Source organism: Psychrobacter glacincola (assembly GCF_965118485.1).
In the GTDB taxonomy this organism is placed as follows: Bacteria; Pseudomonadota; Gammaproteobacteria; order Pseudomonadales; family Moraxellaceae; genus Psychrobacter; species Psychrobacter glacincola_D.
Genome location: NZ_CBCPJH010000033.1, coordinates 1 through 26,524, shown reverse-complemented (window position 1 = coordinate 26,524; position 26,524 = coordinate 1). Strand labels below are relative to the sequence as shown.

Annotated in this window: 25 protein-coding genes and 1 pseudogene; 19 read left to right on the top strand and 7 right to left on the bottom strand. The window is 41.2% G+C overall.

Going from position 1 to position 26,524, the window contains the following annotated elements; all coding sequences use genetic code 11:
* Positions 1–7 precede the first annotated feature (7 nt).
* The 5 genes from ACMHKH_RS11720 (at position 8) to ACMHKH_RS11700 (ending at position 4,103) form a co-directional block, all read left to right on the top strand.
* On the top strand, positions 8–688 hold the full coding sequence (locus tag ACMHKH_RS11720) for an OmpA family protein (RefSeq protein WP_413520823.1): 681 nt from the start codon (positions 8–10) through the stop codon (positions 686–688).
* Positions 689–699: 11 nt separating this feature from the next.
* Positions 700–1,329, top strand: a complete 630-nt coding sequence (locus ACMHKH_RS11715; RefSeq protein ID WP_413520822.1) for an OmpA family protein — start codon at positions 700–702, stop codon at positions 1,327–1,329.
* 126 nt (positions 1,330–1,455) lie between these two features.
* Positions 1,456–2,451: a hypothetical protein gene (locus ACMHKH_RS11710; RefSeq protein WP_413520821.1), complete on the top strand. Its 996-nt coding sequence runs from the start codon at positions 1,456–1,458 to the stop codon at positions 2,449–2,451.
* 226 nt (positions 2,452–2,677) lie between these two features.
* Positions 2,678–3,307: an OmpA family protein gene (locus ACMHKH_RS11705; protein ID WP_413520820.1), complete on the top strand. Its 630-nt coding sequence runs from the start codon at positions 2,678–2,680 to the stop codon at positions 3,305–3,307.
* A gap of 79 nt (positions 3,308–3,386) precedes the next feature.
* Complete coding sequence (locus ACMHKH_RS11700; RefSeq protein WP_413520819.1) at positions 3,387–4,103, top strand: OmpA family protein; 717 nt, start codon at positions 3,387–3,389, stop codon at positions 4,101–4,103.
* A gap of 33 nt (positions 4,104–4,136) precedes the next feature.
* Here the strand turns inward: ACMHKH_RS11700 and ACMHKH_RS11695 are convergent, their stop codons facing one another.
* Complete coding sequence (locus ACMHKH_RS11695) at positions 4,137–5,048, bottom strand: lysine exporter LysO family protein (RefSeq protein ID WP_413520818.1); 912 nt, start codon at positions 5,046–5,048, stop codon at positions 4,137–4,139.
* A 150-nt stretch (positions 5,049–5,198) separates the two neighbouring features.
* On the opposite strand from ACMHKH_RS11695, the gene ACMHKH_RS11690 reads away from it, so the two are divergent.
* Positions 5,199–5,435 carry a class I SAM-dependent methyltransferase family protein gene (locus ACMHKH_RS11690; RefSeq protein ID WP_413520829.1) on the top strand — a complete coding sequence of 79 codons (237 nt, stop codon included), beginning with the start codon at positions 5,199–5,201 and terminating at the stop codon, positions 5,433–5,435.
* Complete coding sequence (locus ACMHKH_RS11685; RefSeq protein ID WP_413520817.1) at positions 5,435–5,920, top strand: hypothetical protein; 486 nt, start codon at positions 5,435–5,437, stop codon at positions 5,918–5,920. Before ACMHKH_RS11690 ends, ACMHKH_RS11685 begins: the two co-directional genes overlap by 1 nt.
* Before the next feature lie 300 nt (positions 5,921–6,220).
* Here ACMHKH_RS11685 and tnpA read toward each other — a convergent pair.
* Positions 6,221–6,615, bottom strand: a pseudogene (gene tnpA, locus ACMHKH_RS11680) (IS200/IS605 family transposase).
* A 64-nt stretch (positions 6,616–6,679) separates the two neighbouring features.
* Between tnpA and ACMHKH_RS11675 the strand changes: the two are divergent.
* Together ACMHKH_RS11675 and ACMHKH_RS11670 are read left to right on the top strand one after the other, a co-directional pair.
* Positions 6,680–7,987 carry an RNA-guided endonuclease InsQ/TnpB family protein gene (locus ACMHKH_RS11675; protein WP_413520816.1) on the top strand — a complete coding sequence of 436 codons (1,308 nt, stop codon included), beginning with the start codon at positions 6,680–6,682 and terminating at the stop codon, positions 7,985–7,987.
* Positions 7,988–8,381: 394 nt separating this feature from the next.
* Positions 8,382–9,230, top strand: a complete 849-nt coding sequence (locus ACMHKH_RS11670) for an SDR family NAD(P)-dependent oxidoreductase (RefSeq protein WP_413520815.1) — start codon at positions 8,382–8,384, stop codon at positions 9,228–9,230.
* Between the two features lie 30 nt (positions 9,231–9,260).
* Here ACMHKH_RS11670 and ACMHKH_RS11665 read toward each other — a convergent pair whose 3' ends face one another.
* The 3 genes from ACMHKH_RS11665 to nadA all read right to left on the bottom strand — a co-directional run bounded on the left by ACMHKH_RS11665 (position 9,261) and on the right by nadA (position 13,306).
* A complete protein-coding gene (locus ACMHKH_RS11665; protein ID WP_413520814.1) occupies positions 9,261–10,184 on the bottom strand; it encodes a phosphatidate cytidylyltransferase in 924 nt (307 codons plus the stop codon).
* Between the two features lie 76 nt (positions 10,185–10,260).
* On the bottom strand, positions 10,261–12,165 hold the full coding sequence (nadB, locus tag ACMHKH_RS11660) for an L-aspartate oxidase (RefSeq protein WP_413520813.1): 1,905 nt from the start codon (positions 12,163–12,165) through the stop codon (positions 10,261–10,263).
* Between the two features lies 1 nt (position 12,166).
* Positions 12,167–13,306, bottom strand: coding sequence for a quinolinate synthase NadA (gene nadA / locus ACMHKH_RS11655; RefSeq protein WP_413520812.1), 1,140 nt, complete (start codon positions 13,304–13,306; stop codon positions 12,167–12,169).
* Between the two features lie 273 nt (positions 13,307–13,579).
* Between nadA and ACMHKH_RS11650 the strand changes: the two genes are divergently transcribed.
* From ACMHKH_RS11650 to ACMHKH_RS11635, 4 genes are all read left to right on the top strand, one after another.
* Entirely contained in the window at positions 13,580–14,668 is a 1,089-nt protein-coding gene (locus ACMHKH_RS11650) for an NUDIX hydrolase (protein ID WP_413520811.1), read from the top strand.
* A 164-nt stretch (positions 14,669–14,832) separates the two neighbouring features.
* On the top strand, positions 14,833–15,693 hold the full coding sequence (gene nadC, locus ACMHKH_RS11645) for a carboxylating nicotinate-nucleotide diphosphorylase (protein ID WP_413520810.1): 861 nt from the start codon (positions 14,833–14,835) through the stop codon (positions 15,691–15,693).
* Between the two features lie 162 nt (positions 15,694–15,855).
* Positions 15,856–16,497 (top strand): MarC family protein, encoded by a 642-nt coding sequence (locus ACMHKH_RS11640; RefSeq protein WP_413520809.1) that lies wholly within the window; start codon positions 15,856–15,858, stop codon positions 16,495–16,497.
* Positions 16,498–16,842: 345 nt separating this feature from the next.
* The gene (locus ACMHKH_RS11635; protein ID WP_413520808.1) at positions 16,843–18,225 is read left to right on the top strand and encodes an NAD(P)-binding domain-containing protein; all 1,383 of its coding nucleotides are present in this window, start codon (positions 16,843–16,845) and stop codon (positions 18,223–18,225) included.
* Positions 18,226–18,389: 164 nt separating this feature from the next.
* On the opposite strand, the gene ACMHKH_RS11630 is transcribed toward ACMHKH_RS11635, so the two are convergent.
* Complete coding sequence (locus tag ACMHKH_RS11630; protein ID WP_413520807.1) at positions 18,390–18,992, bottom strand: LysE/ArgO family amino acid transporter; 603 nt, start codon at positions 18,990–18,992, stop codon at positions 18,390–18,392.
* Between the two features lie 129 nt (positions 18,993–19,121).
* On the opposite strand from ACMHKH_RS11630, the gene ACMHKH_RS11625 reads away from it, so the two are divergent.
* The 3 genes from ACMHKH_RS11625 to ACMHKH_RS11615 all read left to right on the top strand — a co-directional run bounded on the left by ACMHKH_RS11625 (position 19,122) and on the right by ACMHKH_RS11615 (position 21,290).
* Entirely contained in the window at positions 19,122–19,877 is a 756-nt protein-coding gene (locus ACMHKH_RS11625; RefSeq protein WP_413520806.1) for a hypothetical protein, read from the top strand.
* A gap of 152 nt (positions 19,878–20,029) precedes the next feature.
* Positions 20,030–20,671, top strand: coding sequence for a hypothetical protein (locus tag ACMHKH_RS11620; protein WP_413520805.1), 642 nt, complete (start codon positions 20,030–20,032; stop codon positions 20,669–20,671).
* A gap of 61 nt (positions 20,672–20,732) precedes the next feature.
* Positions 20,733–21,290 carry a hypothetical protein gene (locus ACMHKH_RS11615; RefSeq protein ID WP_413520804.1) on the top strand — a complete coding sequence of 186 codons (558 nt, stop codon included), beginning with the start codon at positions 20,733–20,735 and terminating at the stop codon, positions 21,288–21,290.
* A 120-nt stretch (positions 21,291–21,410) separates the two neighbouring features.
* Here the strand turns inward: ACMHKH_RS11615 and rluB are convergent, their stop codons facing one another.
* Positions 21,411–22,346, bottom strand: coding sequence for a 23S rRNA pseudouridine(2605) synthase RluB (gene rluB, locus ACMHKH_RS11610; protein ID WP_413520803.1), 936 nt, complete (start codon positions 22,344–22,346; stop codon positions 21,411–21,413).
* A gap of 345 nt (positions 22,347–22,691) precedes the next feature.
* Here rluB and ACMHKH_RS11605 point away from each other — a divergent pair, with 345 nt between their 5' ends.
* The 3 genes from ACMHKH_RS11605 to ACMHKH_RS11595 all read left to right on the top strand — a co-directional run.
* Positions 22,692–23,759 (top strand): polysaccharide biosynthesis/export family protein, encoded by a 1,068-nt coding sequence (locus ACMHKH_RS11605; RefSeq protein WP_413520802.1) that lies wholly within the window; start codon positions 22,692–22,694, stop codon positions 23,757–23,759.
* A gap of 26 nt (positions 23,760–23,785) precedes the next feature.
* Positions 23,786–24,217 carry a low molecular weight protein-tyrosine-phosphatase gene (locus ACMHKH_RS11600; RefSeq protein ID WP_413520801.1) on the top strand — a complete coding sequence of 144 codons (432 nt, stop codon included), beginning with the start codon at positions 23,786–23,788 and terminating at the stop codon, positions 24,215–24,217.
* Between the two features lie 73 nt (positions 24,218–24,290).
* Positions 24,291–26,524 (top strand): GNVR domain-containing protein (locus ACMHKH_RS11595; protein ID WP_413520800.1); only part of this gene is annotated, 2,234 nt, incomplete at its 3' end.

Genomic DNA, 26,524 nt, shown 5'->3' with positions numbered 1-26,524 from the left:
ATGGCGTATGAAAACTAAGTCATGGATGACGGTAGGCGTTGTAATAGCTAGTTTTATTTTAGCCTCCTGCCAATCCACACCTAAAAACACCATAATAGATAAAAAAGTATATGTTCCACCCAAAGTCTTGATAGAGGATGACGGCGTGCCCGATGAACTTGATAACTGTCCTAAAACTCCTGAAGGCATGGTAACGGATGAATATGGCTGCCCAGTAGCGGTGAGTTTAATAGGTAATTTTATGATGGAGCTAAGAGTTTTCTTTGAGCGCAATAGTAAGGAGTTGCAAACGAAGTGCTTGATAGAAGTGGAGAAAGTAGCGGAAAAAATGCATAGCGATCCTGAGCTAGTAGTAGTTCTGTCTGGTCACATCTCGGAGCCTGAAGCTCCGCAAATAGCAGTAGATATGGATGGGAAAATGAATCAAATAGAAGCTGATAAACGTCAGTTAGGACGTGAGCGGGCACAGATAATAAAGAGTGCTTTGGTTAAGAGAAATATAGCTCGTGATAAAATCTATACGTTTGATTGTGCCGATATTATGCCGATTGCACCTAACGATACTGAGGAAGGCATGTCAATGAACCAACGTATTTATGGTAAAGCGTTAAAGGCAGATGATTTTTATACGGGCAGTGATCATGAGCAATCACTCACTTACTATAAAGAATTCTGTCAGCAATTTTAAAGGTATCAGCTATGAATATACTATTAAGAAGTATGCTTGTCATTTCAATCAACGCTTTAACATTATCCGCCTGTCAAACCGCCGACTTGTCTAAGCAAACAAGTCAAAATACCAACATGCCAACGGTTGTGGTTAATTTGGATAGGGACGGAGATGGCGTACCTGATGATCTAGATATGTGCCCAGGCACGCCAATGAACATAGTAACAGATGAAAGGGGTTGTCCTTTTAAAGGTATGGGGATAGGTCTAAAAATGGAATATCGTGCCTTTTTTGCAAAGGGTAGTAGTGAGCTATCACCCGAGTATCAGCTTGAGCTTGATAAAGTAGCAGCAAAGCTACAAGAGTACTATACGGCAACTATGCGTATTGAGGGACACGCTTCAACAGATGAAATAGGTGAAACATCAGTTTCTAGTTCACAATTGAATTCTCTATCAAGAAATAGGGCGCTTATCGTCAAAAACTATCTGATAATGCAGCATCAAATTGATCCTAATCGTTTAAGTACTTTTAGTTTTGGTGCTGAACAGCCTATTGCCTCTTCTGATACTGAAGAAGGTAAGTCTATGAACCGCCGAGTTTATGGGGTAGCTATTGCAAATTTTGATAGCGAAGAGGAGATGTCCATGAACCGCTGAGGTTATGGTATAACTACGGAGCTTGAAGATTAATTATTAATTATTAATTATTAATTATTAATTATTAATTATTTAATATTCAATCAGCAGATTTTAGTTTAAAACAACTATCTAAAGGCAAATCACATGCTCATTCCTACATACTGGGCGCAATACAAACAGCGCTTTGAATTGCGCGAGACGCCTAATAAACCCTTCAAGCAAGCAACTATCAAACGATATGGTTGGTCAGAGGTCAGTCAAAGTGAAGCATTAAGTCATGCCAAAGTGCGAGTGAATGAGGCGCATAAGCGCTGGCTAGCAGGTGAAGATATCTTACGCCGTGAACGTAGGGAAGAATATAACGCAAGCAACGGCATTCCTATCCGTGAACAAATTATCTCCGAGCATTCTTTTCCAGAAAATGGATTGCCTAATAATAACGCAGTAGCGACGCAGTTAATTGTCACGCGTAACAGCTATGGGGCACAAATCGCCAACGTTGATAATATTGCGATTATTGATGTCGATAATGATCAGTTGTTACATTATAAATATCCTGAGCGCTATGATCATCATGGCTTTATGCCTGCCTTACTCGTTAATCAAAGCAATCCATCAGCTAAAGTGAAGGTTTGGCTTTTTGTCATCGTCTTTATACTTATCGCCAGTGTCATCGCTTGGCTAGGATTATCGTGGTTATGGCTGTTAGTGGTTATGTTCGGTGCGACTGCCTATTTATGGCAACAGGCCAGTGCAAGAGATAAAGTCCGCGCACAAAAATATGCCGATGATTATGCTTCACTATTGCCGTATATGACTGATTTGATTCAACAGCGTGTTGCCAATCATCCTGCCGAAGGCTTTCGTATTATTGCGACTCCCGATGTTATATCGCCAAGTGATAGCGTGGTCGAAGAATGGATTGCGTATTTCCATGCGGATGCCAATTACGTGCGTCTATGTCAAATACAGCAATGCTTTCGCGCGCGGCTCACTGCCAAGCCGTGGCGTATGAATGAGGTCGAGGATAACAACTTGGCTAAAGATATCCCTGCGAAAGACTTTTGGTTCGCTGAAGATAGTGGTATTGATGATACGGACGCACAACACCGCAAAGAGTTGGTGGCACGTCAGCAATAGATTGCAGACTATGATAACTATGCTAAAAGTTATCGAGCGTGCCATTATGTCGAGAGTATTGTTGGGAAAGAGGTTGCCAATAACAGCAAACCACAAGCCAGCATTGAAGATTTTGTCCACTGGCATGATAGTGCTTGTCAGGTGAATAAAGGGTTGGAGATGGCTTGAACCACATTTTACTTTATAAATAAAAACTAGCTTCTGTCCATTTCAAGGAAGAGTCACTATGAAACTCTATAGTGTTTTATTATTAACCGCATCTATAAGTCTACTAGGCTGCCAAACTACCGAAATTATACCGCCCAAAACCGCCGCCGAAGTGAATTACGTAGATATGCCCACATTGCTTATCAGTTTGGACTCAGATGGTGATGGCGTACCTGATGAGTCAGACGAGTGTCCGAATCCGCCAGAAAATGTAGTAGTAGATGGCAGAGGCTGCCCTCTCACCACTATTGGAACTGGTTTACAAATGGAATACCGCGCCTTTTTTGCTAAAGGTAGCAGTGAACTAACATCTAAATATCAGGTTGAGCTGGATAAAGTAGCGGCAAGAATGAAAGAATATGATACCGCTATTTTTAAGATTGAAGCGCATATTTCAGAGGATGAAATTAATAGAGAGTTTAGCTCATTACCTAAAAATAGAGCACTGATAATCAAAAACTATCTTTTATTAAAGCATGGTATAGAATCTAAACGATTAATGACTTTAAATTGTGACGCTAAAGCGCCCATCGCACCTAATGATACTGAGGAGGGACGGTCTTTTAATCGCCGGGTCTATGGTTTATTAACTGAGCCTGATAATGACTATCCTATCAATTTAAAAGCCGGCATCTGCCTTGAGTTTTAAATAGAATGTTTATCGATGAATAGTTGGTAGCTCGACGTAAAGGTAAAATCGTTTCTGACGGTATGAAGAGAGAATAATAATGAGTATTAAAAATCATCGCACTTTATTACTACTAGCAGCATCTATAACATTAGCTGGCTGCCAAACTACTGAAATTGTACTACCCAAAACCACACCTCAGCATCAAAATATCAGGACAATGCAAGCAGATATTCCTGATTCAGATGGTGATGGCGTACTCGATGATATAGACGAGTGTCCTGAAACGCCACCTAACGTAGTGGTTGATACTAAAGGCTGTCCAATAGAGGTTGATGTGGGCGGACTTGAAATGGAATTCAATGGGTTTTTTCCGCCAATGAGTAGTCAACTACCTGATATCTATGATGCAGTATTTGTGAAAGTAGCAGAAAGTCTTAATGATTACCCAAAAGCCAATGTTTTTATTTTTGGTCATGTGGCTACAAATGAAATTAATGAAGCTGCTGTAGCGACGCTTGGTTTCGATTCTTTATCACGCAATCGCGCTCTGAGTATCAAAAATACGTTAGTCTTGCAACATGATATTGATCCTAAGCGTATCCGTACTTATGAGTGTTCAAATAAGATTCTAGTTACAGATACGGCGTTTATAGATCCAAGTTTTGAAAAGCTTAATGTTAAAAATATTGAGTCAAAACAGCGTCGCGCAACGTTGAAGGCGAGCAGTTCAGTGAAAGATTTATCGAAGCTAAAATACGCAGGTGATATAGAAAGTTATGGTAGGTACGCCAAGCACTGTGAGCCCTTTGAATAATGGCAAATTCTGATAAACCGTCAAAATTTAACCTTACCCCAACGCCGAAAACACCACCATCAATACTGGCGCGACAATATTAATAATAAATCCAAAGCTAATTGCCAATGGCACGACCTTTAAACCACCTGATTGCTGAATGATTGGTAATGTAAAATCCAAGCTGGTCGCACCGCCAAGTCCAACTGAGGCAGACGGATATTTACGCATAAATACAGGGATAAATATCAACGCAAAGAACTCACGTATCAAGTCATTAAATAACGCCACACTGCCCCAAATTGCCCCATAAGCATCGGTCATCACAATCGCAGATAGCGAATACCAGCCAAACCCTGACGCCAGTGCCAAGCCTTTAGTCCAAGAGACCTCGCTAAATATCATCGCAAAGATAAGCCCGCCAACCAGCACGGCTAGCGTAAAGATAATGCTCATCTCAACACCGCGTCTATTAAGCAGCACTTCTTTTAAAGTAATGCCCGAGCCTTTTAGCCCAATACCAACCAGCAATATTAATATCATTAGCATCACCGTCATGGTGTTTTCAGGCGGCATATAATCAGCTGGTAAAAAATAGCCAATCACCATACCAATGACCACACAGATGACCTGCGCGAGGCTGCCGCGAATACTAACGCGATGCTCTTTAGATTTGACGCTGGATTTTTTGGCATGCCATGGGCGCAGACGGTCAAATAGCATAAGAGCAAATAAGCCCGACCCAATCGTCAATATCGATAATATCGTGACATACAGCGCAATTTCGCCTATCTGGCTGCCAAGCCCTTCCACTTGTGATAGCTCAATACCAATCAAACCCAAGATGATAAATACCAGATATGACAAGCCTTTATCAGCAATCTTAGTCATAGTAGGGTTGGATGGAATGGCAAAACCAATAAACATTGGCATTAATACCAAGACGAGGGTAATTAGGCTTTGCATGGGGAAGGGCTCGCGGCGTTTTTTAAAAGACGTTTTTAAGAAGGCATTTCTAAGAAGTTGGGGATTGTAACATATCAGACTCGCAATACTGACATGGGCAACTAAGATTCCTAGTAAAAACTAGATTTATAAAGTGAGCATGTCGCTACGATTTTTATCAGTAAAACCTTACATAACCATCGTGGCAGTAGTTGGGTAATGCGTTGTCGATCGCAAGCTGAAATGGATCAATTGATTGAGCGTGCTGGCTTTAAAAAAGTCACGATGCGTATTGATCGTGATCGCTTCGGTGTTTTTACCGTGTCATTAGCGATAAAGCAGTCGCAACAGGTCACTCAAGAAAATAATTCGATCAAGAAAAAACAAGAAAACAGAGTCTATGATTAATGGTTAACCAGACTGATAAATCCTATGAGAGCCTGCAGTTGTTTTCAGGTGGCGGCTCGCGCTTTGGGTATTATTTAGGTAGCTATGCTGCTTGGGCTGATCATGATCTGATATCAGGTGTAATTGTCAGTACCTCCGGCGGCAAGCTGTCAGTATCGTTGGTTCATATCGCTCCTGACCTTAAGCAGTTGCAACAATTGGATTGCAGTCGCGAGTTGTATCATGTTATCAGTGCGGTTAGGCACGTTGTGCCAGACGAGGCGAACAGAGGTTTGAAAGTACGCTATATGACTCATGCACTCAAACGTTGGCGCTTATCGAGGCAGTTGTCCGATAGGCAACAATATAAGCAAGCAGACAGTGACGAGCGATTATTAGATGAGTTGCAGCAATTGATGATGAGAGTCAATGGCTTGATGAGTTATCCCTTTTTGCTTTTACCTATAATGATAATAGTCAGGTTGCTTTTAGTACCTCAAATATAGCCATTATCGCCAGCCGATCATATCGAACACCTGTTTCTGATTTTTCTTCAAGTGTTTCTCTAAATGAAAGACTAAAGCTGCAAGAGTTATTATTTGCACCATCGTATTTGTCGTCGTCCGGATCAAGAATAACCATCGAAAAAATGATGTCACCTGTGCATGCTTTTGCTGATGGGCACATACATCAGTTAGTAGAAATACTGACTGAGTGGTATTTCGTGCCAGCGACTCGTGTCTTTATCAAAAAAAGAAAGAGGACTCTATCCAACATTAGAGTGGAGGTGAATGTCGCATAGCTTGTTAGCCTTTCTGGTTTTGAATATATTTTTTGATAGTGTCTAACGGAGCGCTACCACAAGACCCTGCAAAATATGAGCATGACCAAACGAGTTTGGAGTAAGCCGTCCTCAAGTCAGAAAAATCACCTCTCATACGTCTACTAGTGACTGACTTTAAGTTATTGACAAGCTTGCTTAATTGCACCGTTGGTGGGTATTGAATCATCGTGTGAATATGATCGGCCTCGCCATTACATTCTTTTCATTCAGTGTCAAAGTGCTTACATAGCCCAGCCATACACTCACTGAATACTCATGAGACCCTTCATCAAGTACATTTTTTCGATACTCGGTAATAAAAACTAAATGGACATCAATATTAAAGGCAGCATAGCGGTTTTTATATATCTCACTCATTGTAATAACTGATCTTAAATGATAGTGTTTATCAAATACAGACTCATTGTTAAAGAAAGTATTTATGAAAATTACCAGAGCGTATAAGTTTAGGCTTGAGCCTAATGCAGAGCAAGAGGTTATTTTAAATAACCTTGTCGGCTCTGCGCGTTTTGTTTGGAATCAAATACTAGCAATATCATTTGGGATGTTTGCTAAAAATGAGTTTATTAACGCAACAAATCTTGTTAATAAAATCATGGGTTTAAAGAGTAATCCTGATTTTGCGTTTTTAAAATCCAGCGCTAATGCAGTTTCATTACAGCAGAAAATACGTGATCTTGCCTCGGCTTGGTCGCGATTTTTTGACACTAAAGCACATGCACGACTCAAAGAAAATAAGAGGAAACCCAAAAAACCCAAGTTCTTTAAACTAAGTGATGGTACGGAAATTCAGCTACGCCCACTCATGCCACATTTTAAGCGCAAATCCGATGGCTGTGACTCAATCAGACTGGTTCAGTTTGATAAGTATTGCCGTATTGATGGCAATCGAGTGAAACTACCGAACGGTGTTGGCTTTGTGAAGTTTAGGAAATCCCAAGAGGTCATTGGCACGATTAAAAATATTACCATTAGCAAAAAATCAGGTCACTGGTATGTGTCATTTGGTACTGAAAGGGCGTTACTGGAGAACCCACGCCACCCTGCCACTAGTGCACTAGGTCTGGATTTAGGTATTACTAAGTTAATTACCACCTCGAACGGTCAATACATCAAGCCCAAAAACAGCTTTAAAGCCAATCAAGTCAAACTGGCCAAATTACAGCGTCAATTAAGTAAGAAAGTAAGATTTAGCGAAAACTGGAAAAAGCATAACCTGAAGATTCAAAAACTCCACAGCCACATTGCTAATATCAGGCATGACTACCTCCATAAAATCACAACCACACTCAGCAAAAGCCACGCTATGATTGTCGTTGAAGATTTAAAAGTCGCTAATATGTCGAAATCAGCAAGTGGCACAGTCGCCCGAAATGGGCGCAATGTCAAAGCTAAGTCAGGATTGAATAAGTCAATCTTGGATCAAGGTTGGGGCATGATGACTGATATGCTTGAATATAAACAGCAGTGGCGCGGTGGATTACTGGTTAAAGTTAATCCACGATATACAAGCCAAACCTGTTTTAAATGCAAACATGTTGCTAAAGAAAATAGACAAACTCAGGCAAGATTTGAGTGTGTCGAATGTGGTTATATTACGAATGCAGATTTTAATGCGGCTCTTAATATACTAGCGGCAGGGCATACCGTTTTGTCTGCGGAGGGAGGACTTAGTAAAAGTTACCCGCTGATGCAGAAAACTAGCGAAATCCGCGAGGAAGTCGCCTAAGAGCGTTTGCTTTTAGAATCCCCTACTTGAGCTTTGCGAAAGTGGGGTGAGTGTGTCAAGGCAGATATGTATTATCTACCGCCAACGTATATTCGAATGCTTGGTTGATGCTTAGGGAAGGTTATTAATCTCACGCCCATCGAGCTTTCTGCTCAGTTGGCAGATACGATATTTGCAGAGACTAAAGCAGGTTATGACTCATGGCTTGCTGCTCCTGCTATCCAGCGCGTTTTCGATTTTGATTCCGATCAGCGTTAGGTACAGTTGCATAGGTATCAGTTAATAGAACTGCCAGTACAATTACTGTCGGCTGGCAAGCTTTTGTGCAGCAAATGCAGGTGCAATGGCAGTATGGTTACCAGCGTACGACTAACTATCTACAACAGCATGGCTTATGAAAAACTCCGCAGCGTCGATGCTAACAAAAGCTAAATCTAAAAATAATAGCTCAAAAATTAATGCTCCGCATATCATCGTCATCGGTGGTACGAGTGGCATTGGCTTAACATTAATACTCCATCATCTTCAGCAGCTTGGCTGGCAGGTAAGTATTGTTGGCAATAGCGCAACGAAGATAAACCTTATCAATAGTCAATACCCTAATATCGTGACTTATACTTGCGATTTAACGAATAGTGTTCAAATGCAAAAATTATTAGATAGTCTTTCAGGTATCAACTTTCAAAGGCTCATTTATAGTGCAGGCAGCTATCTAAATGAGCGTGTGCATCAGCTAAATCAAACAGACAGCGATAAAATACTGGCAATTAATTTTCAAGCCTTTGAACAGACTTTTAGGTGGGCGAGTGAGCATTTGAAAATTCAGAATCAATTACTGGATTTCAAAATAAATGATAGACCAAGCCTCATCTGTATTGCTTCTATCGCAGGTACCATGGATTATCCTTATGCCAGTCTTTATGCCAAAAGTAAACGCGCGATGATTGCGGCTGCCAGCGCTTATCGAGCGGCACTTGCGCCTTATGATATCCAAGTGAATTGTATGGCCTCAGGCTATATCGATACTCAAGCGTTGCGTGATTTAAATGATGGTGATGCCAGTCACAAGCCATTTATAATGAGCACGCAAACGGCGGTTGAGCATATTATGCAAGCGATTACTGATGATATTGAGCTGGCGATATTTCCACGCTCAATGCGCTATATTACTCGGGCGCTAAATCAGTTACCCAAGCCGTTACTGAATTGGATATTGCGTAGCAAGCTAGATAAAAAGAAATAGTTTTACACAAACAATATAGCGGCATTACATTTAACCAAATAGCCAATAGAATAAGGTGAATAACGGCACACCAATCAGTAAGCTATCTATTCTATCCAGTACGCCACCATGTCCAGCGAGCATGGTGCCGGTATCTTTCACCCCATGTTGGCGCTTAAATGCGGATTCTAATAAATCCCCAGCGATACCGCTGACCGCTAAGCCATAAGCGGCAAGCAAACAGATCCACCAACTAAACGGCGTCAACCACGTACCCAAGAATGAAGCCAGTAGCGCTGCCAGTAAACTGCCAAAAAACGTACCTTCGATACTTTTATTCGGGCTGATTCTAGGAGCAAGGCCGCGTTTAAATAGCTTGCCTTTTAACAGCTTGCTACTCAAATATTGGGCGATATCATTAAATTGACTGGCAAATAACACGAACAGTAAAACGCCATATTGCTCACGCTGCCATGCTAATTGTTGCAAAAAAACCAAGCTGACAATGAGCACAATAAAGGTAGAGCTAAATATACCATCTAACAGATTGAGATAGATATAAGGCTGAGTATTATTTATTGGCTCAGTTAGAGATTTGTTTGAGTGTGAGTTTTGAGGAATAGGTACGACTATAGTATTGGTTTGTAGTCCACGTGCTTGCAGCTTTGTAATCAGCTTTGCTTTACTTTCGGAACGCCACAAACGAGTAATCTCATAACTGCCACGTAAACCAATTAGTATAAAGAAAGCCACGAGCAACCATTGGTAAGGGTGCTCGTAATCAACATATTGGTTGCTGCCATGTATTTTGGTGATAAGGTAGCAAAGGCACAGTGCAGCGAGCATCCACCACCAAGAGCGTGCGATTAGATAAATGGTTGGCAGGCGCTTACGAAAATGCGGTATCGCCAGTGTGGCCCACGTCAAACTGACCGCCATCATAAGACCAATAACAAATAGCGTATCAATAGCCATATATTCAGCACTTTAAAAGATAGAAACGGTAATGAACCACGTTTGAAACGGCTAGAACAATAATTCTACATTGCTATTAGATATGAGCAACTACTTGTGCTGTTCTAGCCTCTGTATGTTCGATTATAGGCTGAACCAAACGAGTAATGCTATCTTCTTGCCCATTTGATAATGGCTCAATGATGCTGGTCTTAGGCGCGACCGCTAGGTTTGGATAATCTTTACGATAATGACCACCACGACTCTCAAGGCGTTGATAAGCAGACTGAACGATCAAAGTCGCCAATTGTAGTTGCCGTGCTAACTGTAAGCTGGCTAACTGATTCGAGCTCGTAAAATTATCCGCACTACTTATATCGGACGGATTGGTTTTATAGCGGGTTATCTGTTGTTGCCATTGCTCAATTTTTATCAGCGCTTGTTCTAACTGCTTGGCACTGCGGCTGATACCCATGTTATTGGTCATTAATACTTTGAGCTGAGCGGTTATTTCAATAAGCTCATTATCAGCGTTCGACTCATTTTTCAGTTCGTTATGCTGATAAGTGTCGAGTACAGGCAGAGAGGCAGCAGACAATGAAATGGGCTGGGTTTCTTTCAGTATGGGCGGCGTCCATCTATCAATAGCCGCTGGCTGCTCTACATTATTAACATAGGAAGTTGTCGCTAATTTTTCCATTGCGGTTAAATAGCGAGGTAATTCAGTGGCGATATTGCGCCCAACCACCACACATTCTAACAATGAATTACTTGCCAAGCGATTTGCACCATGCAAGCCTGTATAAGCAACTTCGCCAGCAGCATAAAGACCTGCCACATCGGTTACACCATTGGCATCAGTGACCACGCCACCGCAACTGTAGTGAGCGGTCGGGGCAACGGGAATTGGCTCCCTAGTCATATCAATGCCAAGATTTAATAATGTTTGATAAATTTGTGGGAAGTGCTCTCGTAAAAATTCTGCTGGCAAGTGACTGACATCAAGGTTAACGTAGCCAAGTCCGTTATTATTGATCTGCTCAGCGATTGCACGGGCAACGATATCTCGCGGTGCAAGTTCAGCACGCGCATCAATATCTAGCATAAAGCGTTTGCCGGTTTTTGGGCAATATAGTTTTCCACCTTCACCGCGTAAAGCTTCGGATATTAAAAAGCTACTATCGCCCAGTGCTAGCCCAGTCGGATGAAACTGGATAAATTCTAAATTGGCTAAGCGGCAACCTGCTTGCCATGCCATCATAACGCCATCACCGACACAAACATTGGGCGCGCTGGCGCGTTGAAATAATTTCCCCAAACCGCCACTGGCTAAAACAACTGCGCGACTATGGAAGGTGATTTGACGTTGGTTGCTATGATCAAAAACCTTCGCGCCTTGGCACTGATTATCATTATTTTTTAAAAGGTTCAGCGCTTCATGAAACGCTAATACAGTAATATTGGGTGCAGCTTTGACCTTTACCGTTAAAGCTTCCATCACATGTCGCCCAGTGGCATCGTCAGCGTGGGCAACACGTCTACAACCATGTCCGCCTTCTTTGGTTAAATGTAAATCGGCAGTTTGTAGTTCAGTGAAAGGTTTTGCGCTGTAGTTTTGCCCATTACGCTCTTGCGGAATCTGAGTAAAAGGTACGCCTTGCTCACATAGCCATTGGACAGCTTGTTGTCCTGCGCTTAGTATGCTGGTGGTATTGTCAATGGCACATAATCCTGCCCCAGCAATTAATGTATCGGAGATATGGTCAGTGATGGAATCATCTTTATCTAAACAGGCCGCTATACCGCCTTGCGCGTAATGACTTGAGCAAACTTCAAGCGCCGCTTTACTTAATATCGTAATGCTCAGCGACTCTGGTAAAGCAAGAGCAGTACTTAGTCCTGCAAGCCCTGCACCAATGATAAGTACATCTGTCTTGACGACAGCATCAGGGTTCCGAGGCATCTCAGAACTGACTTTATCATTTACCGATATCACGCTCATATTATGCCGCCCCGACATTAGTAAACAGTGCTCGGTCTTTAATGATATCGCCGCTTGCTGCTACACGCTGTTTTTGTGATTCGGCAAAATCAAGCATGCGTTGTAATGGTTTTATAGCTGCTGCTGCGAGCTCAGGCGTCATAGTTATCTCACCTGAATTATTGATTAAACATTGCTCGATACCTTGCAGTCCATTCATTGCCATCCAGGGGCAAAAAGCACAGCTTTTACAACTGGCACTTTCACCAGCAGTAGGAGCGGCTAAAAAGCGCTTGTTTGGTGAGCGCTTTTGCATCTCGTGTAAGATACCCAAATCGGTGGCGATGATAAATGTATCGGCATCCATCTCATAGGTAGATTGTAATAGTTTACTGGTCGAGCCAACCACATCGGCAAGCGCCACCACGCTATAGGGAGATTCTGGATGTACCAGTACTTTCGCAGTAGGATAATCAGCTTTTAATTGCTCAAGCTCAGTGGCTTTAAACTCATTATGTACCATACACGAACCCTGCCAGAGCAGCATATCTGCGCCAGTCTCACGAGCAATATATTTACCCAAATGACGGTCAGGACCCCAAATGATGGGCTCGCCTTGTTCATGCAAGTGACGAACGATATCAATACCGACTGATGAGGTCACCACCCAATCAGCTCGCGCTTTAACCGCTGCACTGGTATTGGCATAAACCACCACCGTACGCTCAGGATGAGCGTCACAAAAGGTAGAAAACTCATCGGCAGGGCAGCCCAAATCAAGCGAGCATTCCGCTTCCAAATCTGGCATGAGGATGGTTTTTTCCATACTAAGTATCTTTGCAGATTCGCCCATAAAGCGTACGCCAGCGACGACTAACGTCTGTGCACTATGCGCTTGACCAAAGCGTGCCATCTCTAGCGAATCACCAACACAACCGCCTGTAGCTAATGCTAAATCTTGGATAAAAGGGTCAACATAGTAGTGCGCGACCAATACTGCATTCTTATCTTTCAATAGCTGTTTAATATTTTCTTCGACTTTTAATCGCTCACTACGCGGCAAGTCAGCAGGCATCTTTGCTTTGGCATATTCGATATTCATTTTTGTGGCGATGCGCTTATCATCGCTCATGATGGGCGCGTCATATGGATAAGTTTTCATAAGTGCAAACCTTTGATGCAGTAACGACAGGTCATTTGCCGTTAAAAGTGAGTCAAATAAATAGCGCTAAAAAATAAACTGTTTTAATTATGCTCATTTTGAGCATAAATACAAGATGTTTTTTATACGTTTATTATTTATTCATGACTTATTTTGTATAATTACAACCACAAGCTATGATAATCATTGATTCAAGCTATACTGAGCAAGTAGTCAACGGCTTAGCAGTTGAGTTTTATCTAACAATTAAAATAAAAGGTAATCATTAACGTCATGACGTTGTCTTATTCACATGCGCATCAACAAGGTAGTGGTACCACTGAGGTCGTCGCAGTACTAGTTGCGATTACCAAACATACGGCGCGCGTTTTAACGGTTGATCAAGGCAAGCTATTGCCTAATGGTCCCCTAATGCCATTACACCGCTCACTGCAAGCTGGCGTGCGCCAATGGGTTGAAGAGCAAACGCAGCAGCCACTTGGTTATTTGGAGCAGCTATATACTTTTGTTGATACTAATAGACGCAATAATGATGGGCATGCACTGGTCTACGTTAGCTATCTAGGCTTGGTACAAGAAACACAGGCGCAGTTACAAAGCCAAGCATTATGGAGTGATTGGTATGATTATTTTCCATGGGAAAATCACTTAGAAGGTATGCCAGCTATCATTATGGATTATATCGTACCGGCGTTATTACGCTGGGCAGATGATGCAAAAGAGCCTGATGTTCAGCAGCGCCGCCGTCAGCGTATTGGTTTATGCTGGGGCGTCAGCGAGACTATGCTAGATAATTGCTTTCAAAATAAAAGCACAGTTTCAAATACAGAGACCAACAGTCAGCCAATAAATAACCAAGAATACGAGAATAGGGAATGGATTGCAGAACATGTCCTTCTGCGCTATGAGATGTTATACGAAGCCGGTCTTATAGCAGAAGCACCGACTTATCCGCCAAGTTATCTATTAAGTTCACCGTCCAACGCCCAATCCGATAATACATTTAAATTACCTAGTAACTGGTTGCAGCTTATAGGATCGCCGATGTACTATGACCATCGCCGCGTGATTGCGACCGCAATCTCAAGATTGCGTGCAAAGATTGAGTATCGACCGCTTATCTTTGGCTTAATGCCAGATGTATTTACCTTGTCGCAGTTGCAGCAAAGCGTTGAAGCTTTATCTGGTGTGCGGCTACATAAGCAAAACTTTCGTCGTCTACTCGAGTCGCAAAGCCTTGTGCTAGAAACAGGGCAGAGTAGCAGTGCTCAGCGTGGTCGCCCAGCTAAGCTTTATCGTTTTCGCCATGATATCGAACTGCAAAGTTTACTGATGGACAGTAAATTGCCGAAACGTAAATAGCAGCCTAATTTCTATCAGCCTCTATTATTATTAATCGCTATGAATTTATTGAAAATTTTAATTTATGAGATTTTCTTGCGAGATAATAAGCTTTACGTTATATTTATGCTCATTTTGAGTTTAAATAAATACACTAAGGTATTATGCAAAAATAAGGGCTAAAAATGACAGCTAAACAAGAGCCAGCATTGGCTGAAGTATTACTCAAAGCTTTGGTTGAAGCAGCATTAATAGAAGATTTAGGCAGACGCGGTGATGTCACATCACAAGCCACCATTCCTGCCGATATGCAAGCGCAGTTACAGATTAAGGCACGTCAAGCAGGCGTGATATGCGGGATGGATTTAGCGCGCTTATCTTTTGCCTTGATTGATGCAGAGATCGAGTTTATTACACAAGTCAATGATGGTGAAATAGTTGAAGCAGGCGCAGTGTTAGCGATTGTGCACGGTAATGCGCGAAATTTGCTGACAGCAGAACGCACAGCGCTTAACTTTATGACCCATCTTAGTGGTATCGCGACAGACACTAGAAATATCGTCGATAGCGTCGCAGAATATCCGGCGCAAATTACTTGTACGCGTAAGACCATTCCAGGCTTACGTATCGTGCAAAAATATGCCGTACGCTGCGGCGGCGGACGCAATCATCGCTTAGGACTGGACGATGCCATCCTAATCAAAGACAACCACATTGCCATCGCTGGCGATATAAAGACAGCTATTAAGCAAGCACAAGACTTTGCTGGACATTTAATTCCGATTGAAGTGGAAGTCGATACATTAGCGCAGTTAGAGCAAGCTTTAGATACAGGCGTGAGCTTAGTACTTTTAGACAATATGGCGCCTGAAATATTGTCGAAAGCAGTTGCGATGTGTAAAGGGCGAGCTAAAACTGAAGCATCAGGCGGCATCACTCCTGAAACGGTACAAGCCGTCGCAAAAACTGGCGTTGATTTTATTGCCATGGGTTATTTAACTCACAGTACAACAGCACTAGATATTGGTCTTGATTTTAGTACCTAAAGTTAAGATTTAATTGGATGAGAAAATTAGACAAAGTAATGATTTAATTGGCTTATCTGCGTATGATACAATGCCGCTGCTACCGACTATTAGGTCACCGCTACAACCGTACGGTGACCTAATTTATTTGCCCAGTTTGACCAATAGACAAGCGAGCGCTCAGTGAATACTGAAATTATTAAGATAATCTTGGCCTTTATGGTATTGATTAACCCCTTTGGCGCATTGACATTGTTCTTGGATTCGACACGCGGCTATTCGATGCATAATCGACGTAAAGTCGCACGCGTTGCTTGTCTAACTATTTTCATCACTATCAGTTTCTTTACTCTAGCAGGTGAAACCCTTCTTAAAGCTATGGGTATTTCAATTGGCTCATTCCAATTGGCAGGCGGTATCTTAGTATTCTTGATTGCCCTAAACATGATGAATGGTGATGGTAATCCGGTTAAGCCCGACCAGGAAAACTTTGATGTTGACCATCTGCAAGGTGCGCCGCCAACGATGGCAGCAGCGGTGGTACCCATTGCTATTCCAATGATGATTGGACCGGGTGGTATTTCAACCGTTATTATTTACTCATCACAAGTTTCCGGTATCTTGCAAGTATCCGCCATTTTGATTGCAGGTTTGTTTATTAGCCTGTTTTGTTATTTGGCATTAATGGCAGCCGGTCGTATCAGTCGCTTATTGGGCGATACGGGACTCAATATTATGAGCCGAATCATGGGTATGCTACTAGCGGCAGTTGCTATCGAAATTATTGTCAATGGTCTGCGTACTTTATTCCCTGATTTACTGTAATTTTTTTGACTTTCTCTGCTCTTATCGATGTTTTACTCCTGTAATCTTTCTCTCAATTGTTTATTCTTATCTGCTATTTTTATTATGTAGGCTGTATAAGAAACACAGCCTACCTATGAATATCCAACCTGCCCTAAAAACCTCTGCAAACACTATCAGCCAAAATAAATTAATTAATCGTTAAATATCTTTATATTAGAACGAGATATAAGGCTGCTTAGCACTCCTACCGATACTTTTATCCGTTGAATGAATAATTCTGATTAATTACCAAAAGTCTGCTCCAAAACGTCATTCATGAAAATATATTATAATGGAGTGACAATAATATTATAGGAGCTAGTTTTGAGTAACAAAAGAATTGCAATTTTAGGTGCAGGTCCAAGTGGTTTGGCACAGTTACGTGCTTTTGAAGCGGCTCGTTTAGCCGGCGTAAAAGATTTACCCGAGATAATTTGCTATGAAAAGCAAAATGCCATTGGTGGCATGTGGAATTACAGTTGGCGTACTGGTTTAGATAGAAACGGTGAACCCGTTCATGGCAGTATGTACCGTTATTTGTGGTCTAATGGACCTAAAGAATGCTTAGAGTTTGCTGACTATTCGTTTGATGAACACTTTGGTGAAGCTATTCCCTCATATCCGCCTCGTGAAGTATTAAAAGACTACATCATGGGTCGCATCGATAAACAAGATATCCAGAAATACATCCGCTTTGAGTGCCCAGTACGTTGGGTATCATTTGATGATGACACCCAAAAATTCACCGTTACGGTCATGAACCATAAAACGGATGAGCAAGAAGTTGAAGCGTTTGATTATGTGGTGGTAGCGACTGGTCATTTCTCAACGCCAAATATGCCATATTTTCAAGGCTTAGAAGAGTTTCCAGGTCGTATCCTACACGCGCATGATTTCCGTGATGCGTTAGAGTTTAAAGACGAAGACATTCTACTCATTGGTAGTAGTTATTCTGCCGAAGATATTGGTACGCAATGTTATAAGTATGGCACCAAGTCAGTCACCATTAGCTATCGCTCGCAAGCACTTGGCTATAAATGGCCAGAAAGTATTAAAGAAGTTCCATTAGTCACCCATTTTGAAGATGATGTGGCGCATTTCGCCGATGGTAGCAGCCAAAAATTTGACGCCATTATCATGTGTACGGGCTACTTATTTCACTTCCCATTTATGCCAGATGAGTTACGTTTGCAGACGCATAATTGCTTATATCCAGCCAACTTGTATAAGGGCATTTTTTGGCAGCCTAATCCAAAGCTGATTTATTTAGGTATGCAAGATCAGTATTTCACCTTTAATATGTTTGACGCGCAAGCGTGGTATGCACGTGATGTCATTATGGGCGATATTGAATTGCCTGAGCTAGTAACCCGTGAAGCAGACGAGCAACAATGGTTGGCAACTTATGCTAAATGCATTACCGTTAGCGATTCGATTGATTTTCAGGCAAGCTATATCCGTGATTTAACCAATAGTACTGATTATCCAGAATTTGCAGTCGAAAAGCAGGGTGAAATCTTAAAGGAATGGCAAAAGGATAAAGCCCAAGATATTATGACCTTTAGAGAAAAGGCTTATAGTTCTACCTTGACAGGTACGCTATCACCTGAGTTGCCAGAGCCTTGGTTAGATATTCTTGATGATTCATTAGAGCATTTTTTGAACTTAACTTTTGTTAAGCCTAAAAAACGTAAAAAGGCGTCATAGTCTATATAATTTGTTAATAATAAAAGAGATACGTTTATAGCACGGTATCGTTTTTAACTAGGATAGACTTAATCATAAAGAATTCTAGGAACCAAATACATTGAATAGATGTGTTTGGTTTTTTTAGTTTTTAGTTTAAATTTTTCTAGCTATAAGTAGCTGTTTTAACTTTGGTATAGATGCCAAGCCAAATACAACATCAGTATACCTACCAAAGCGTCGAGTATATTCCACGCTTTTGGTTTGGCAAATAAAGGTTTGAGTAACCTTGCGCCGTAGCCAAGCGCAAAAAAGAAAAAGAACGAGGCACTGACTGCACCCATCGCAAATGTAAGCTTACTACTAGCACCGGTTGAAACCATGCCGACGAGCACCAATGTATCTAAGTAGACATGTGGGTTTAGCCACGTAAAACCAAAGCATAATAACAGCGCTTTTTTTAAGCTGGTCACGACTTGTCCATCGATGGTAAGTGCATGTGATAAGCGGACGCTGGCATACAAGCTCTGCAACCCATAGCCTAATAAAAATATGACGCCAGCAAACTTTGCAATGTTGACGACTTGTGGATAGCGTGTCGTTACCGCGCCAAACCCACCGACGCCAGCGGATATTAAAAACGCATCACTCACGGCACAAAATAGACAAACGAAAAATATGTGCTCGCGTTTTAGCCCTTGTTTGAGTACAAAAGCATTTTGCGAACCAATAGCAATAATTAATGATAAGCCAAGCAAAAAACCAGAACTATAGTCAGTGATATTCATGATAGTCTACTTAATCTTTAAAAACCAAAACGGTGACGTTTGCTTACTGGCAGCAGCGAAAAAAGCTGTTAAGATAAGGGATTAAGCGGTCGAATGCAATCAGTAAATGGGCGAGGAGCAGGGTAGGTCATGGTCATAAGTTTGACAAGAATGCTACAGTCGTTTGGGCAAGCACAAGATGACCTGCCAACAGCCGCTACCAAAAATGCTCAGCAAGCTGCTGCCAATAGCCTTGCTAATAATGAAAATGAGCGTAACGATAATGCTAATCCTCCAACGGCTAAGCCTTCAACGCTCAAAGAGCCACAGCGTACCGAACGTATTTGTGATGCCTTAGCGCAAGTGTCTGATATTCGCGCACCAACGCCGTTAACCGATCGTTATTTGTCCAATCGCGCCCAGATGCGACCGACCAATAGACCTCCTTTTGACCCAGATACCTTATGGTATCTTAAACATGGACGCTGTCCGATTATGACTGAGCTTGTGAATGTGGTCGATGACGCTACGCTAAATGCGATGCCAATTGAGGCAGTTGCTATTTTGGATCGAATTAACGGCAAATTAAAACGCTATCGCGAATGGAGTAGTGAGCTCAATGATGAGCAACAGCAGCAACATAATGAGCGCCAGTTTGTCATTGATAAGCTGATATCAGAAAGTATTCCAGAAGCCTTGCATCATTACGAGCAGCTACAGCGCTTTAGCCCACACCGCACCAAAAACAGCACAGTACAAGGTAAAATGACCGCAGGCGATATGTTGACAGATTTGTTTTTAGAGATTGATTATGAGCTTGATGAGTTGTTAGAGGAGCTACATCAAACGGTGATGAATCGTTTGGCTTCAACCCACCGTTATGTCAAAAGTCGTACGCAGAATTAGTCGCCAGTAAACACAAGCAACTCAATGCATAACAATATAGGGCTTTAATAAAGCCTTATTTTTTTGTTTAATGATAAAGGCTATCGAGCAACTATTATCAAAAATAATAATAAATTTGCCAATTAATACTACTAAATAATAAGGATACTCTTATGACCCAAATCACTGCGATGCTTGTCATGTTTGTTTTATACGGAGTGCTACCCGCAGCGGGTCTGTATTTAGGCTATCGTGGTATTAAAAAAGTGACAGCACCCAAAATGCTCGAATATAAAGCGATGCCGCAATTGGGTTGTATTCCTGAAAAAAGCTTACCGGTTGATGTCAAAGCCGCACTGAGCCAAATTAATGAAAAAGGTGAAAAGTTGCGCCTTATTTACGGCGATAGCAATAATGATGGCAAGATAGATGATAAAGATGCAGTCAGCGAAGCCTATATTACCATTCAAAATCTAATGGATAAACATGTACCACAAGCAGTAGCTGACTATCGCCGCTTACATGACTTAGATGGTACGTTGGCTGATAATACTAAAATTAAGCACTCTGATGTTACTGGCAAAGAAGCGCTTTTGGATATATTGGAAACCATTAATACCCAGTTTGATGAGTTGCTTAATGCTTCTTATCATCAAGATGGGCAAAAGCTGCTAGCAACCAATCGATATCTGCAACAGCGTTTTGACAATCCTACAGTGAAGACAGATACACAGCTGCTCGACAATACTACTAAAATTGAGCAGATTGAAAAACTAGCGGACGATACTGTTAATAACAAAGATATGAGATTGTGAATGATAGATTATAAATAATAAGTTGGTAGTTGTAGGCTTGAATGATTAGAAGTGAGTTGCTATGAGTATATTGATAGGCATTGGTATCGTGACCACAGTTAGCATTTTCTATTTGGGTAGAAAAGGTTGGTACGCTTTTCATAAAGCCGTTGGTATCACGCCTGGCGTACTTGTTTATCATGATACTCATGCACCATTAGCGTTATCTAATATCAGTTGGCAGCAGCTAAAATTTAATAAAAAATATCTTAAATCTTTAGCAGATATACAGCTACGACAGTTGCATCGTATTGATGAAAAAGTAGCCAGCTATCATGCTTATCAAGCAGAGCTTAAATTACAAGAGAAAACACCTGCAATAACTGAGCAGCAGTTCGTATTGCATAAAATGCTGCATACACGTTTGCCTGAAATGCTCAGTAGTTATTATCAACTGGCAACTATTAGGTCAAACGCTAAAAGCGTTAATAATCAATCAAAAAATGAAGCTAGCAAGTTGCTGCAAGAGGTATTAGATAATATCGAAAAGCGCTTGGATGGCTTATTAGAACAGATGGAGCAGCAGCAATTACAAGATTTGCGAGCGATGAAGAACTATATTGATAGTCATCACAATTAAGATATGAGCTAATAAATAGTATTTATCGAAACCATATACAAAAAAGCTGCCAATGATTATTTATCACTGGCAGTTTTTATTAATTGCATTAACTATAAAGAGAATTAATATAATTACCGATTAGCGTTTATCATTGCGGTCACGAGTATTACGGGTGCCGCGGCTAGCAGGACTGGCACTACTTTTTGGTTTTGCACTAGTACTGGTACTGTTTCTATTGTCGCTACGAGTGTCAGTACGACGCGCTTTAAGCGGTTTGCTCTTAATACGCTCTTGCTTCTCTTTAGCAGCACCATGCAGACCAGTACCATAACGTGGGCGTAAGCTTACTAGGTCTGTTAACGTATTGATATCTTTTCTATCTAGCTCTAAAAAGCGCCCCGTACGTAGCTCTTTTGGTAAGGCGATATTACCATAGCTTGTACGTAATAGACGGCTAACTTTAAGACCTTGTGACTCAAATAAACGGCGAACCTCACGATTACGACCCTCTTTAAGCCTGACATGATGCCACTTATTAACGCCTTCACCGCCGCCTTCTTTGATGTCGTCAAACTTAGCTAAGCCATCTTCTAACATGACGCCTGTAGTCATCGCCCGTGCCATATCTGGGGTAACATCGCCTAGAACACGTACAGCATATTCACGGGTCACTTCGCTAGACGGATGCATCAAACGATGTGCCATCTCCCCATCATTAGTAAATAATAATAGACCCGTTGAGTTAATATCCAAGCGCCCAACCATTACCCAACGATCATGAGTCAGCTTTGGTAAACGCTCAAATACGGTAGGACGACCTTCTGGATCATTGGCAGAGCAAACTTCGCCTTCAGGCTTATAATAAGCCAAGACACGGCGGCGTTTTTCATTTTCAGAAGTATATTTGATCTGGCGACCATCAACGCGGATCTCATCACCCTGCTCAACACGATCACCAATAGTCGCTGGACCATTATTGACCGTTACACGACCTGCTTTAATCACTTCTTCCATCTGACGACGTGAACCAAGTCCCATACGGGCAAGTGCTTTCTGTAATTTTTCATCTTTCATAACGATTTCCTTGAATCGGTGGGTTTACATTTCTCAATGTATAAAATTGGACTGCATATTATACGCTATTTATAAGCATAATAAAATTTAGTTTTAATGAATTGTAATGAGTTTTAATATAAACGGTTTGTTACTTAACCGTAAAAATTAATGAAAACAAGGCATTATTACTCAATATCTAACCATCTATGTTAGTATGGCATTGTTTTTTTGTACCTAATGTAACGCTTTAGTATGGCTGTCCGATTATTTTACCGCTAGGCACTACTTATTATATCTATGATTTATAAAGGTTTTTTTATGTTTTTCAATTCATCGAAGTTATTAAGTGTAACGTGTCTGCTTATGATTGGTATGGCTTCAGGCTGTAGTAGTATTAATTCAGGACTGCAAGCAGGCGAGCTGCCACCGAGTGGCGCACTTATCGCTGAAAATGGTCTGCACTTCAATGTCCAACCGCTAAGTCTTGCAACTTTGCCACCTAAGCAAACAGTTGCCGTCGCTCCTAGTAGTGACTTAGCGCGTTTAATAAAAACATCTGGTCGAGTAGACTACCGTATTGCTGAAGGGGATATTCTAGGCATTACCCTTGTTGGCTATCCTGAAATTGCACCTCCCTTAACCAATAGTAGTAATACTGCCACCCCTTACGCAACAGGTTTCCCTATTGATCAACAGGGCTTTGTACAGTTTCCCCTGATCGGACGGATTAAAGCCGCTGGTCTAAGTGTGCCACAGTTTACTGCAAACCTTCGGAACCAATTACAACGCTATCTTAAATTTTCAGATCCACAGGTTAAAATTGTCAACTATCGCGGTAATAAATTCTTTATTGATGGCGAAGTCAAGCAGCCTGGCGAGTTTGCGATTGCTGATGTACCGGTTTCGCTGTACAGCGCGATTTCTATGGCGGGCGGTGCTACACCGACGGGCGACTCAAATAACGTCGTACTGAACCGAAAAGGCACAAGCTACAATATTGGATTACAGTCGCTACGGCAAATGGGTGCTTCCGCTAATCAAATCTATATTCAAGACGGTGATTCTATTCATGTCAATAGCCAAGATCGTAATAAAATATATGTGCTAGGAGAGTTTGGACAAGTAGAACCTGTGCCTATTCGAGAGCAAGGTATTAGTTTAGCGCAGGTCTTAGGTGAGTCTAAAGGGCTTAACTCGAGTACCGCCAATGCATCTAAGATATATGTCGTCCGTGATAACCTAAATACACGAGTGACGGATATTTACTATGTTGATATGCAGACGATTACTAGCTTCGCATTAGCCAATCGTTTTGAGATGCAAGCCAACGATATCGTCTATGTTGATCCAACTGGCTTGACACGTTGGAATCGTGTTATTAGCTCTATCTTACCATCTACATCAGCGGTCAGAGCACTCTCAGGCTTATAGATAATAAGTGATAGGTAACAGTTATTATGGCATTTGATAATATCCTAGTGGTCTGCGTTGGTAATATTTGTCGTAGTCCAATGGCAGAAGCATTATTAAAACAACGTTTCCCTAATAAGTATATTGATTCTGCAGGTGTCGGGGCTTTAGTCGGCCATGCAGCTGACCCAGCTGCAATAGACATTATGTCGAAACAGCAGATTGATATTAATAGTCATGTCGCCAAGCAAATTGATGAACAGTTAGCGAAAAAAGCCGACCTTATTTTCACTATGTCAGATGGTCAGACTAAGTGGATTGAAGAACGCTGGCCTTTTTGCCGTGGTAAAACCTTTAAGCTTGGTCACTGGATGGATAAAGACATTGCTGATCCCTACAAGCATGAGATGAGCGCGTTTGAAATTGCCTACCAAGATATTGTTGATGGTCTAGCACAATGGGCTAATAAAATTAGCTAAGTAACTGCTGCTGATAATTTACTATTTAAAAAATATTATTAAACGAATAACCTTAAGTGATGAACCTACCGTTATGACTACAGATTCAAAGAATGTATCAAATGCTGCTTCTAAAGAAGAGAATGACGAAATCGATTTGATGGCGCTGCTTTTTGCCATTTTACGTGGCTGGAAAACTATTGTCTTCTTTGCTGTATTGGGTTTGATAATAGGGATCTTGTATAGCCGGTATGTGAATCCCACTTTTAAGTCAGATGCACTTCTCCAAGTTGAAGAAAAATCTACAGGTATCTCAGCGCTTGGTAGCGAGATTTCAGATTTGATAGGGTCAGAGAACAGTAAAGCCCAGACAGAGGCAGAGCTGATAAGATCACGCATGATATTAGAGCCTGTGGTCAATTTACTACATCTGCGTATCAAAATTTCTGACCCTAATATCGGTTTTATGGACAAAATAAAGAGTGGTAGTACTGCCACTCAAATCAATAAACCTGAAGGTGTGTCACTGAAAACGGAAGACGGTGACGTCCAAATTAGTCGGTTTAACGTCTCACAAGATTATCTCAATCAAACATTTACGTTAACACGTTCTGCGACAGGATTTATATTGAGCAATGGCTTTGACGATTTTAAAGGTCAAATCGGTCAGGCGCATCAGTTTAAAGGCACGGATGGTCAGATTCAAATTACGGTTAATGATCTTCCAACTGATGGCTATCCTATTAACATCAGCAAACAATCATTACAGATGACAACAGATGGCATTAATAGTGCTTTATCTGTGGTCGAAAAAGGTAAGCTAACAGGCATTATTCAATTATCGATGACAGGCGCTAATCAACAACAGACTAGCCTCGTTTTAAAGCAAATTGTTTTATCTTATATTGATCAAAACCAATCACGCGGTACTGAAGAGACAACCAAAACTATTAGCTTTATGGAAACTCAAATTCCAGCGTTAAAGAAAAAACTAGAAGACTCTGAAACTATATTTAATAACTTTCGTAAGAAATATGGCACGATTGATGTGAGTAAAGAGGCAGAGTTGCTATTAACAGAAAACTCTCAAATCGATGCGCAGCTTAATGAGCTTAAATTAAAAAGAGCGGACTTAACGACCTATTATACAGAAGAGCATCCATTGGTGATCCAAATCAATGAGCAGTTAAAGGTTCTCAATGATAGAAAGCAAGAAATAGATAATACTGTTACAGGTCTACCTGAGATACAAAGAGAGTTTTTACAGCTATCTGCTGATACAGCTATCAATAGAGAGATTTATCTGACATTGCTTAAAAACTACGAGCAGTTAAAAATAGTTAAGGCAGGTCAGATTGGTTATGCACGTATTATTGATTTACCTATTAGTACCTTTAAAGCGATCGCACCAAAAAAATTACAAATTATGATACTAGCAATGCTTTTAGGAGCAATGCTTGGCACGATGTTAGTCCTGCTTAAAAATATGCTTCGAAATGTGGTTAAAGATCCTGAACGCCTTGAAGCTAAGACAGGCATACCGGTTATTGCGACCATTCCACGCTCGCCAATATTGACAAGATTAGGTAAGACAAAATCTCCCAATAGGTTATTGGCCTACGCAGATAATAACGGTTTAAGCTATGAAGCCATTAAAAGCTTACGAACCAATTTGATGTTTGGTATGCCAAGCCAAGATCGAGCTAATCAGCGTGCCAAAGTTATCTTGATTACGGGTGAGAGTCCTGGTGTTGGTAAATCTTTTATCTCATCTAACCTAACAGAAGTATTTGCACAGTTGGATAAAAAAACATTAATCATAGATGCAGATATGCGTTTGGGCGAATTGCATAAAGTGTTTAGTATGGATCAGCATAATGGTTTGGCGGATTATTTAACACAAGATACAACGCATTTATCAACAAACAATACTGAGCTAGCAAAAATTGATATTGTTAAAGAATCTAGTCATTTGGCAAGCTTTATCCACTCAACAGGTATTGATAATATTGACTTTATGCCACGCGGCGAACATCCGCGCAATCCTACCTCTTTATTAGCTAATGGTAGCTTTGATCATTTGATGGCAGAGTTAAATCTTCATTATGATTATATCATTATAGATTCGCCACCAGTATTAGCAGCTTCTGACGCTATTATTTTAGCGCAGCACGCTGATAAAGTATTAATGGTCACTAGATACGATAATTCAATAGAAGGGCAGCTAGTATACGCTGTCAAGCAGATGGATAAAGCCAATATCAAAGTAGATGGCATTATTCTCAATGATGTACAACAAGGCATTATGAGCAAATACAGCTATCACTA

What these genes read in the sequence shown, in the direction of transcription:
- ACMHKH_RS11720 (WP_413520823.1), top strand. Translation starts at nt 8, where the DNA reads ATGAAAACTAAGTCATGGATGACGGTAGGCGTTGTAATAGCTAGTTTT.
- ACMHKH_RS11715 (WP_413520822.1), top strand. Translation starts at nt 700, where the DNA reads ATGAATATACTATTAAGAAGTATGCTTGTCATTTCAATCAACGCTTTA.
- ACMHKH_RS11710 (WP_413520821.1), top strand. Translation starts at nt 1,456, where the DNA reads ATGCTCATTCCTACATACTGGGCGCAATACAAACAGCGCTTTGAATTG.
- ACMHKH_RS11705 (WP_413520820.1), top strand. Translation starts at nt 2,678, where the DNA reads ATGAAACTCTATAGTGTTTTATTATTAACCGCATCTATAAGTCTACTA.
- ACMHKH_RS11700 (WP_413520819.1), top strand. Translation starts at nt 3,387, where the DNA reads ATGAGTATTAAAAATCATCGCACTTTATTACTACTAGCAGCATCTATA.
- ACMHKH_RS11695 (WP_413520818.1), bottom strand. Translation starts at nt 5,048, where the DNA reads ATGCAAAGCCTAATTACCCTCGTCTTGGTATTAATGCCAATGTTTATT.
- ACMHKH_RS11685 (WP_413520817.1), top strand. Translation starts at nt 5,435, where the DNA reads ATGGTTAACCAGACTGATAAATCCTATGAGAGCCTGCAGTTGTTTTCA.
- ACMHKH_RS11675 (WP_413520816.1), top strand. Translation starts at nt 6,680, where the DNA reads ATGAAAATTACCAGAGCGTATAAGTTTAGGCTTGAGCCTAATGCAGAG.
- ACMHKH_RS11670 (WP_413520815.1), top strand. Translation starts at nt 8,382, where the DNA reads ATGAAAAACTCCGCAGCGTCGATGCTAACAAAAGCTAAATCTAAAAAT.
- ACMHKH_RS11665 (WP_413520814.1), bottom strand. Translation starts at nt 10,184, where the DNA reads ATGGCTATTGATACGCTATTTGTTATTGGTCTTATGATGGCGGTCAGT.
- nadB (WP_413520813.1), bottom strand. Translation starts at nt 12,165, where the DNA reads ATGAGCGTGATATCGGTAAATGATAAAGTCAGTTCTGAGATGCCTCGG.
- nadA (WP_413520812.1), bottom strand. Translation starts at nt 13,306, where the DNA reads ATGAAAACTTATCCATATGACGCGCCCATCATGAGCGATGATAAGCGC.
- ACMHKH_RS11650 (WP_413520811.1), top strand. Translation starts at nt 13,580, where the DNA reads ATGACGTTGTCTTATTCACATGCGCATCAACAAGGTAGTGGTACCACT.
- nadC (WP_413520810.1), top strand. Translation starts at nt 14,833, where the DNA reads ATGACAGCTAAACAAGAGCCAGCATTGGCTGAAGTATTACTCAAAGCT.
- ACMHKH_RS11630 (WP_413520807.1), bottom strand. Translation starts at nt 18,992, where the DNA reads ATGAATATCACTGACTATAGTTCTGGTTTTTTGCTTGGCTTATCATTA.
- ACMHKH_RS11625 (WP_413520806.1), top strand. Translation starts at nt 19,122, where the DNA reads ATGGTCATAAGTTTGACAAGAATGCTACAGTCGTTTGGGCAAGCACAA.
- ACMHKH_RS11620 (WP_413520805.1), top strand. Translation starts at nt 20,030, where the DNA reads ATGACCCAAATCACTGCGATGCTTGTCATGTTTGTTTTATACGGAGTG.
- ACMHKH_RS11615 (WP_413520804.1), top strand. Translation starts at nt 20,733, where the DNA reads ATGAGTATATTGATAGGCATTGGTATCGTGACCACAGTTAGCATTTTC.
- rluB (WP_413520803.1), bottom strand. Translation starts at nt 22,346, where the DNA reads ATGAAAGATGAAAAATTACAGAAAGCACTTGCCCGTATGGGACTTGGT.
- ACMHKH_RS11605 (WP_413520802.1), top strand. Translation starts at nt 22,692, where the DNA reads ATGATTGGTATGGCTTCAGGCTGTAGTAGTATTAATTCAGGACTGCAA.
- ACMHKH_RS11600 (WP_413520801.1), top strand. Translation starts at nt 23,786, where the DNA reads ATGGCATTTGATAATATCCTAGTGGTCTGCGTTGGTAATATTTGTCGT.